Source organism: Halomonas garicola (genome assembly GCF_031935715.1).
Classification (GTDB): Bacteria; Pseudomonadota; Gammaproteobacteria; order Pseudomonadales; family Halomonadaceae; genus Vreelandella; species Vreelandella garicola.
Window position 1 is genome coordinate 22,234 of record NZ_JASSZF010000034.1, and the last position, 8,424, is coordinate 30,657.

General features: G+C 63.1%; 6 protein-coding genes. 5 read left to right on the plus strand and 1 reads right to left on the minus strand.

The genetic code is table 11. The features are described from left to right. Positions 1 to 225: 225 nt before the first annotated feature. Entirely contained in the window at positions 226 to 933 is a 708-nt protein-coding gene (locus RS027_RS11510) for a phosphoadenylyl-sulfate reductase (protein ID WP_311950759.1), read from the plus strand. Positions 934 to 1,037: 104 nt separating this feature from the next. Here the strand turns inward: RS027_RS11510 and RS027_RS11515 are convergent, their stop codons facing one another. Further along, on the minus strand, positions 1,038 to 2,765 hold the full coding sequence (locus tag RS027_RS11515) for an SLC13 family permease (RefSeq protein WP_311957053.1): 1,728 nt from the start codon (positions 2,763 to 2,765) through the stop codon (positions 1,038 to 1,040). Positions 2,766 to 2,897: 132 nt separating this feature from the next. Between RS027_RS11515 and RS027_RS11520 the strand changes: the two genes are divergently transcribed. The 4 genes from RS027_RS11520 to cysQ all read left to right on the plus strand — a co-directional run bounded on the left by RS027_RS11520 (position 2,898) and on the right by cysQ (position 7,964). Further along, entirely contained in the window at positions 2,898 to 3,656 is a 759-nt protein-coding gene (locus RS027_RS11520; RefSeq protein ID WP_311957054.1) for a helix-turn-helix domain-containing protein, read from the plus strand. A gap of 628 nt (positions 3,657 to 4,284) precedes the next feature. After that, positions 4,285 to 5,187, plus strand: a complete 903-nt coding sequence (gene cysD, locus RS027_RS11525; RefSeq protein WP_311957056.1) for a sulfate adenylyltransferase subunit CysD — start codon at positions 4,285 to 4,287, stop codon at positions 5,185 to 5,187. After that, complete coding sequence (gene cysN, locus RS027_RS11530; RefSeq protein WP_311957057.1) at positions 5,187 to 7,091, plus strand: sulfate adenylyltransferase subunit CysN; 1,905 nt, start codon at positions 5,187 to 5,189, stop codon at positions 7,089 to 7,091. The genes cysD and cysN overlap by 1 nt, the downstream gene beginning before the upstream one ends. 99 nt (positions 7,092 to 7,190) lie before the next feature. Next, positions 7,191 to 7,964, plus strand: coding sequence for a 3'(2'),5'-bisphosphate nucleotidase CysQ (cysQ, locus tag RS027_RS11535; RefSeq protein WP_311957059.1), 774 nt, complete (start codon positions 7,191 to 7,193; stop codon positions 7,962 to 7,964). Positions 7,965 to 8,424 lie beyond the last annotated feature (460 nt).

Sequence of the window (8,424 nt, forward strand, 5' to 3'; positions counted from 1 at the left end):
ATTCTCCCTGTTTGGGGGTAAGTGTGGCCTCTCCCGTTTTGGGAGTCAAGTGGCTTGAAGGTGAGGAGAAGTCGCGGTCCCGCGCCCCGGTTTCAGTTCGCGAGGGCGTGGCCGCCGAGGCAACCATAGATTAATCGAGTATTAAAAGATAAATATTGATTCCTTTTGGATATTGAGTTGCGACGCTACCCTAGGCCCATACCCAGTATTCGAAAGGAATCCCTTATGGCGTTATCGGCCTTACAGCGTGAGATCGACGCCGCCCAGGCGAGCGCACTGCTTGAGTCGTTGCCGACTGAGGCGCGTGTCGAGTGGGCGCTGGAGAACCTGCCCGGCAGCTTCGTGCTCAGCTCCAGCTTCGGTATCCAGTCAGCCGTGCTGCTGCACCTGGCGACACGCATCGTACCGGACATGCCGGTGCTGCTGGTGGATACTGGCTACCTGTTTCCCGAGACCTACCGTTTCGTCGATGAGCTGGCCGAGCGGCTGAACCTCAACCTGAAGGTGGCGCGTCCGGTGCTGTCACCGGGGCACCTGGAGATGCGCCATGGCCGGCTCTGGGAACAGGGCCAGGAAGGCCTGACGCGCTACAACCGGCTGATGAAGGTCGAGCCGATGGAGCGCAAGTTGGATGAACTTCGCGTGGGCACCTGGTTTGCCGGGCTGCGCCGTCAGCAGTCCAGCACCCGGGAGCAGCGCCCGGTAGTCGAGCAGCGTGACGATGGCCGCTACAAGGTCTATCCGCTGATCGACTGGCACAACCGCGACGTACACCGCTACCTCACCGAGCATGACCTGCCTTATCACCCGCTGTGGGAGCAGGGCTACACCTCGGTCGGCGATTGGCACACCAGCCAGCCCCTGCAGCCCGGCATGACCGAAGAAGAAACCCGCTTCTTCGGCATGCAGCGGGAGTGTGGGTTGCATCTTTAGTGGGGTGAATGGTGAATGGTGAATAGTGAGTGGTGAGAAGAACAATTCACAAGCCGCGAAGCGGCGCTCACTACTAACCATTCACAAGCGAAGCGCTCACCCGGCTAGAATGGAAACACCAGCGGCGTGAGCACCAGCACCCCGGCGGAGTAGGTCAGGCTTACCGGCAGGCCGGTCCTGAGGAAGTCGCTGATCCGATAGCGCCCGGGGGAGTACACCATCAGGTGCGTCTGATAGCCGAAGGGAATGAAAAAGCAGGCGCTGGCGCCGTAGGCCACGGCCAGGGTAAACGGCAGCGGGTCGGCGCCGAAGGCCTGGGCGGTGCTCCAGGCAACGGGAAAAGCCAGCGCGGCGGCGGCGTTGTTGGTGACGGTTTCCGTCAGCAGCAGGGTAAACACATAGCAGCCGGCAAAGGCCGCATACACGCCGTAGCCGCTGAATAGCTGCCGCATGCCCTGAGCCAGCAAGGCGGCGGCGCCGGAGTTTTCCAGCGCCTGGGCCATGGCCAGCGCCGAGCCGATGATCAGCCATAGCGCAAAGGGAAAGCGCCGGCGGAGCTCGTCCACGGTGAGAATGCGGGTCGCGAGCAGCCCCGCCATCAGCAGAAGCAAGCCGTGAAACAGAGGCACTAGCCCCAGGCTCGCGCAGCCGATGACGCCGGCGAAGCCGCCCAGCGCCATGAGACTTTGCCGCCGGCCAAGCTGCGGCCGAGTAAAGCTACCGCTTAGCAGATGGAAGTTGCGATCAAGGTTGCGGTGCTGGCGGAAGTCCGCGCTGACGGCCAGCAGCAGGCAGTCGCCCACGCGCAGCGGGATATGCCCCAGCTGGCCTTCCAGGCGTTTTTCCCCCCTTCTGATACCTACCACGCCGGCGCTGAACATGCTGCGAAAGTCCACTTCCTGCAGCGTTTTGCCCGGGAGCTCCGACTGGTGCGACAGCACGACCTCGACCAGGTTGGTGGCCAGCAGGTCGCTCGCCTGGTGGCCGAATAGCCTGAGGCCGGGAAAGCGCTTGAGCGCCTGTACCTTGCTCACCTCTCCGGTAAACACCAGCGTATCGCCGGCTTCCAGCAGCTCCTCAGGCGCAACGGGGCTCAGAAGCCTGCCGTCGCGTTCGATTTCCAGCAGATAGAGGCCCTCCAGGCTGCGCAGGCCGTTGTCTTCGATGCTTTTGCCGGCCATGGGCGAGTCGTCGGCGAGCTCGGCGGCGAGAAAGTAGGCCAGCCGGTCGTGGATGTCCTCTGCCGGATGGCTGGGTAGCTTGCCCGCCCGCCAAAGCAGTACGCCCAGAGATATCAGCGCGACGGGCAGGCCGACCAGGGCAAACTGGAACATGCCCAGCTCCTCGCCGGTGGCGTTCAGGTAAAACGAGTTGACCACCAGGTTGGTCGAGGTGCCTACCAGCGTGGTGACCCCGCCCAGTATCGAAGCGTAGGAAAGCGGGATGAGCAGCCGCGAAGGCGCCAGCCGTTTCTGGCGCGAAACGGCCCCCAGAAACGCCGCGACGACGGCGGTATTGTTGAGAAAGGCCGACAGCACCGCGCCGGCCCCCATCAGCTTGGCCGTTGCCAAGCGCGGCCTGCCGCTCAGCAGGCGGTCGGACAGCCAGTCAAGCAGCGGCGAGCGCTCCAGCGCCAGAGAGACCAGCAGCAACAGCAGCAGGGTGGCCAGCGCCGGGTTGGTGTATTGCCGCAAAAGCGTCGCGGTATCCACCTGGCCGGTGAGCAGGTAGAGCGTGGCAAGGCCGGTGAAGGCGGTCGCAGGCTTGACGCGCCCGCTGACCAGCACGGCGAGGAAGACGCACAGGGAAACAAGAACGGCCCAGGCCATCATGACGATATCCTTAACAACGGTAGGCTGGCTTGCCGTATGTTACGCGGGCTTTTATGATGGCGTCCATGAAGGCATCATAAGCGCTGCGCTAAATTTTTTATAAGCGTTTATAAACAACAGGTTATAACTTGGTTGAGCATAAAACATTTTTCGCCTGAATCGGTTAGCGAGCGCCGTCTGGAAGCCGTCAGGCTGCGCCTGGACGGTGTCACGGTGGCCGAAGCGGCGCGCCGAACCGGCCTGTCGGCGCCCACGGTCACGGCGGCGTGGAAGGCGTTTTGCCAGGGGGGTTGGGCCGCCGTGCCGGTGCGCGAACGCGGGCGCCGCCGGGGCCGGGCGCCGCGCTTGACGGCGGGCGTGCAGCAGGCGCTTTGGCAGCGGATGGAAGCGCCGCCGCCGGCAGACGAGCCGGGCTGGACCGGCGCTGCGCTGGCCGCGGACGTTGGCACCGAGCAGGGCGTTACGCTCACCCGGCGCAGCGTGGAGCACTGGTGGGAAGACGAGGGGCTGAAACTCCCGGCCTGGCCGCTTGAGCAGTGGGGCGCCGAGCGCTCGTCCCGCGGGCGCTGGCTCCGCCAGACGGTAGCGCCGATCTGGCAGCGGCTGCCGCGGGCCACCCAGCGCTGGCAGGGCGGGGCGCGCCGTATTCGGCACCCCCAGCGCCCGGTATATCAGCTGTATTTTCACGGCCCCCGCGGGCGGCTGTGGATGCGCTGCCTGGCACACCCGCCGGTCGCCGATGACTACCTGCTGGCCTTTGAGGCGCTGGCGCAAAACGCCCCGGCAGGGCTTGTTTTCCACGGCGCGGACCTGGCGGCGAGCTCGGAGATTCAGGCCTGGCTTGCCGAGCAGCCGGAATTTTATGTGTTCAGGCTGAGGGGAAGTGAGTGAGGTCGTACTGCGGCGGCCAGCCCTCTACCCGGTGGGAGCCGGATGGCAGGCCTGCGGCCTGCTTTCGCGCACTGAAGTGCGCTCCCACCCTGCCGCTGGGGCTATGGCAATAGTTTCCCCACCCTGGTGCCGGGGGAGAGCAATAGTTTTCCACTTTGGGAATAGGTTATGGCAATAGCCCTGGTGGCAGCAGAAGGTGGTGGGAGCTGACTTTAGTCAGCGATGGAAGTGCCGCCAGGCGGATGGCAGGCCTGCGGCCTGCATTCGCGCACTGAAGTGCGCTCCCACCCTGCCGCTGGGGCTATGGCAATAGTTTCCCCACCCTGGTGCCGGGGGGAGAGCAATAGTTTTCCACTTTGGGAATAGGTTATGGCAATAGCCCTGGTGGCAGCAGAAGGTGGTGGGAGCTGACTTTAGTCAGCGATGGAAGTGCCGCCAGGCGGATGGCAGGCCTGCGGCCTGCATTCGCGCACTGAAGTGCGCTCCCACCCTGATATCGAGGCTGGGGGAACAGTTTCCCCACACTGCCGCCGGGGCTGGGGCAATAATTTTCTATCCCGGTGCTGGGGCAATAGCCCTGGTGTAGCAGACTGCGAAGAACGCTTTATCAATCAAGGAAATCCATGACATGACATCGCTGACCCACTTACAACGGCTGGAAGCCGAAAGCATCCAGATCATGCGGGAGGTGGTCGCCGAGACGGAAAATCCGGTGATGCTCTATTCCGTGGGCAAGGACAGCGCGGTGATGCTGCACCTGGCACGCAAGGCGTTTGCGCCGGCGCCGCCGCCGTTTCCGCTGCTGCACGTGGATACGCGCTATAAGTTTCGCGCGATGTACGAGTTTCGCGACCGGATGGCCAGAGAAAGCGGCATGGAGCTGCTGGTCCACGTCAACCCCGAAGGCATCGAAAAAGACATCAACCCCTTTACCCACGGCTCGGCGATCCATACCGACGTGATGAAGACCGAGGGCCTCAAGCAGGCGCTGGACAAGTACGGGTTTGATGCGGCGTTCGGCGGCGCCCGGCGTGACGAGGAAAAGTCCCGGGCCAAGGAGCGGATATTTTCCTTCCGCACCGCGCAGCACCGCTGGGATCCCAAAAACCAGCGCCCCGAGCTGTGGAAGCTGTTCAACACCCGCCGGCACCAGGGCGAGTCCATCCGCGTGTTCCCGCTGTCCAACTGGACGGAGCTGGATATCTGGCAGTACATCCACCTGCAGGGCATTCCCATTGTGCCGCTTTACTATTCCGCCGAGCGACCGGTGGTCGAGCGCGACGGGACGTTGATCATGGTGGACGACGAGCGCCTGCCGCTGGAGCCCGGCGAAGTGCCCATGATGCGCAAGGTGCGCTTTCGCACCCTGGGCTGCTATCCGCTAACCGGAGCGATCGAGTCCGACGCCGATACGCTGCCGGCCATCATTCAGGAAATGCTGCTCACCCATACGTCAGAACGCCAGGGCCGCGTGATTGATAACGACAGCGCCGCGTCCATGGAGAAGAAAAAGCAAGAGGGGTATTTCTAATGGCGCACGCATCCAACCTGATCGCCGACGATATTGACCAGTACCTGAAGACGCACGAGCACAAGGGGCTTTTGCGCTTTATCACCTGCGGCAGCGTGGACGACGGCAAGAGCACGCTGATCGGCCGGCTGCTGTTTGAGTCCAAGCTGCTGTTTGAAGACCAGCTGGCCTCCATCGAGGCGGACTCCCGCAAGTTTGGCACCCAGGGCGACGAGCTGGATTTGGCGCTGCTGGTCGACGGCCTGGCCGCCGAGCGCGAGCAGGGCATCACCATCGATGTCGCTTACCGGTTTTTCTCCACCGACAAGCGCAAGTTCATCGTGGCCGACACCCCGGGGCACGAGCAGTACACCCGCAATATGGTCACCGGCGCCTCGACCGCCGACGCGGCGATCCTGATGGTCGACGCGCGCCACGGCATCCAGACCCAGACCCGGCGCCACAGCTTCTTGATGGCGCTGATGGGGATGCGCCACGTGGCGGTGGCGATCAACAAGATGGACCTGGTGGACTACGCCGAAGATCGCTACAACGCCATCGTCGACGAGTATCGCGAATTTGCCGAGCAGCTGGGGCTCGAGAATATTACCTTTATTCCGCTGTCGGCGCTCAAGGGCGATAACATCACCGAGCAAAGCGCCAACATGCCCTGGTACCACGGCACCACGCTGATGGGCTACCTGGAAACCGTCGAGATCGAGGACGAAGCGCTGCAGCAGGCGCCGCTGCGCATGCCGGTGCAGTGGGTCAACCGCCCTGACCTGGATTTCCGCGGCTTTAGCGGCATGATTACCAGCGGGGTGGTAAAGCCCGGCGACGCGATTCGCGTTCAGCCCTCGGGCAGCGGCAGCCAGGTGTCGCGGATTTATACCTTCGACGGTGATCTCGACGAGGCCGTGGCCGGCCAGTCGGTCACGCTGCTGCTGGAAGACGAAATCGACATCTCCCGCGGGGACGTGATTTCCGGCGTTGACCAGCCGGCCCACACCGCCGACCAGTTTGAAACCTCGCTGGTGTGGATGCACGACGAGCCGCTGCTGCCCGGCCGGCCGTACCTGATGAAGCTGGGCACGCAGCTGGTATCCGCTACCGTGACCGACATCAAATACCAGATCAACGTCAATACCCTGGAGCATACCGCGGGCAAGCAGCTGGAGCTCAACGGCATCGGCGTGTGCACGCTGAGCGTGAATAAGGCGGTCGCGTTTGACGCGTTCGAGCAGAGCCAGGATACCGGCGGCTTTATTCTCATCGACCGGATGACGAACAATACCGTGGGCGCGGGCATGCTGCATTTTGCCCTGCGGCGCAGCGACAACATCCACATGCAGCACGTGGATATCAACAAGCAGGCGCGCGCCACTGCCAAGCACCAGAAGCCGGCGGTGCTCTGGTTCACCGGGCTTTCGGGGGCAGGCAAGTCAAGCATTGCCAACCTGGTGGAAAAGCGGCTGTACGCCCAGGGGCAACATACCTATCTGCTGGACGGCGATAACGTGCGCCACGGCCTCAACCGCGATTTGGGTTTCACCGATGCCGACCGCGTGGAAAATATCCGCCGGGTTGCCGAAGTGGGCAAGCTGATGGTGGATGCGGGGCTGATCGTGCTGTCGGCGTTTATTTCGCCGTTTCGTGATGAGCGCCAGCTGGCGCGGGACCTGCTTGACGACGGCGAATTTATCGAGATACACGTGGATGTGCCCCTGGACGTCGCCGAGTCCCGGGATCCCAAGGGTCTGTATCTCAAGGCCCGCCGCGGCGAGCTGAAGAACTTTACCGGCATTGATTCGGACTACGAGGCGCCGGAGGCGCCGGAAATTCATCTGCCCACTGCCGGCATGAGCGAAGAAGAGGCGGCCGATGCCGTGATTGCCGTGCTGCGCGAGCGTGATCTGATACGCTAGTTGGTAACAGAGGGAAAGCGACCCGAAACGGGTACCAAGCAATCGCCGCCGGCCAATCGACATGCCGGCGGCTTCGGTGACCTGACAAAGGCGGCTGATATGAAAATAGTAGACCAGAGATTGCTGGAGTCGATTGAAGCCATTGCCCGCCGGGCAGGCAACGCCATCATGGATATCTACGCGCGCGACTTCAGCGTGGAAGAAAAAGACGACAAGAGCCCGCTGACCGAAGCGGATAAAGCGGCTCATAACATCATTGTCCAGGAGCTTGCCGAGCGCCAGGACGGCATTCCCGTGCTGTCCGAAGAGGACGTGGACGGCTTTGACGGTCCGGACGCAAAGGGCCGCTATTGGCTGGTGGACCCGCTGGACGGCACCAAGGAGTTCATCAAGCGTAACGGCGAGTTTACCGTAAATATCGCGCTGGTGACCCAGGGGCGCGTGGTGCTGGGCGTGGTGGTGGCCCCGGCGCTACAAACCGCCTACGCGGCCGCGCTGGGGCTGGGCGCGTATAAAAGAAAAGCCGACGGCACGCGCCAGCGTATTCACGCCGCAGCCAAGCCGGCGCTCGGCGAGACCTGGCGCGTGGTCGGCAGCCGCTCTCACCCCAGCCGGGCACTGCAAGCCTGGCTCAACAGGCTGGGCAAACACGAGCTGCACCCCATGGGCAGCTCGCTCAAGCTGTGCCTGGTGGCAGAAGGCAAGGCCGACGTCTACCCGCGCCTGGGGCCGACCAGCCTGTGGGATACCGGTGCCGCCCAGGCCGTGGTAGAGCAGGCCGGCGGCTGCGTCGCCCAGCTGGACGGTACGCCGCTCAACTATGCCAACCCTAAACAAACGCTGAACCCGCACTTTGTGGTCTGGGGGCGGTAGAAGAGAGCATAGCAAGGAGATCGCCACGTCGCTGCGCTCCTCGCGATGACGGTGGAGGGAAAAGTGCCATCGCAAGTATGAGATCGCCACGTCGCTGCGCTCCTCGCGATGACGGTGGAGGGAAAAGTGCCATCGCAAGTATGAGATCGCCACGTCGCCTGCGCTCCTCGCGATGACGGTAGAGGGAAAAGTCCACCGCAAGTATGAGATCGCCACGTCGCCTGCGCTCCTCGCGACGACGGTGATGGGAGGCGTGCACAAGGCTGTTGTGTCGTGGCGAGAACCCCCTCCTGTGTCATAGCGAGCGAAGCGTGGCTATCTCGGGGTTTGCTTATAGGGCTCTTCGTCGTTGGGTGTGGAATTCGCCCCCTGAGCTGGGCCAGAATATGACCTCCACGACGACAGGAGGTATGACATGGACGGCACCCAGATTCTGACCCTCGGCCTGGGCTTGGAAGCG

Bases quoted from the DNA above. Each gene is read 5' to 3' on its own strand.
- cysN (WP_311957057.1), top strand. From the start codon at position 5,187: ATGGCGCACGCATCCAACCTGATCGCCGACGATATTGACCAGTACCTG.
- cysQ (WP_311957059.1), top strand. From the start codon at position 7,191: ATGAAAATAGTAGACCAGAGATTGCTGGAGTCGATTGAAGCCATTGCC.
- RS027_RS11515 (WP_311957053.1), bottom strand. From the start codon at position 2,765: ATGATGGCCTGGGCCGTTCTTGTTTCCCTGTGCGTCTTCCTCGCCGTG.
- cysD (WP_311957056.1), top strand. From the start codon at position 4,285: ATGACATCGCTGACCCACTTACAACGGCTGGAAGCCGAAAGCATCCAG.
- RS027_RS11510 (WP_311950759.1), top strand. From the start codon at position 226: ATGGCGTTATCGGCCTTACAGCGTGAGATCGACGCCGCCCAGGCGAGC.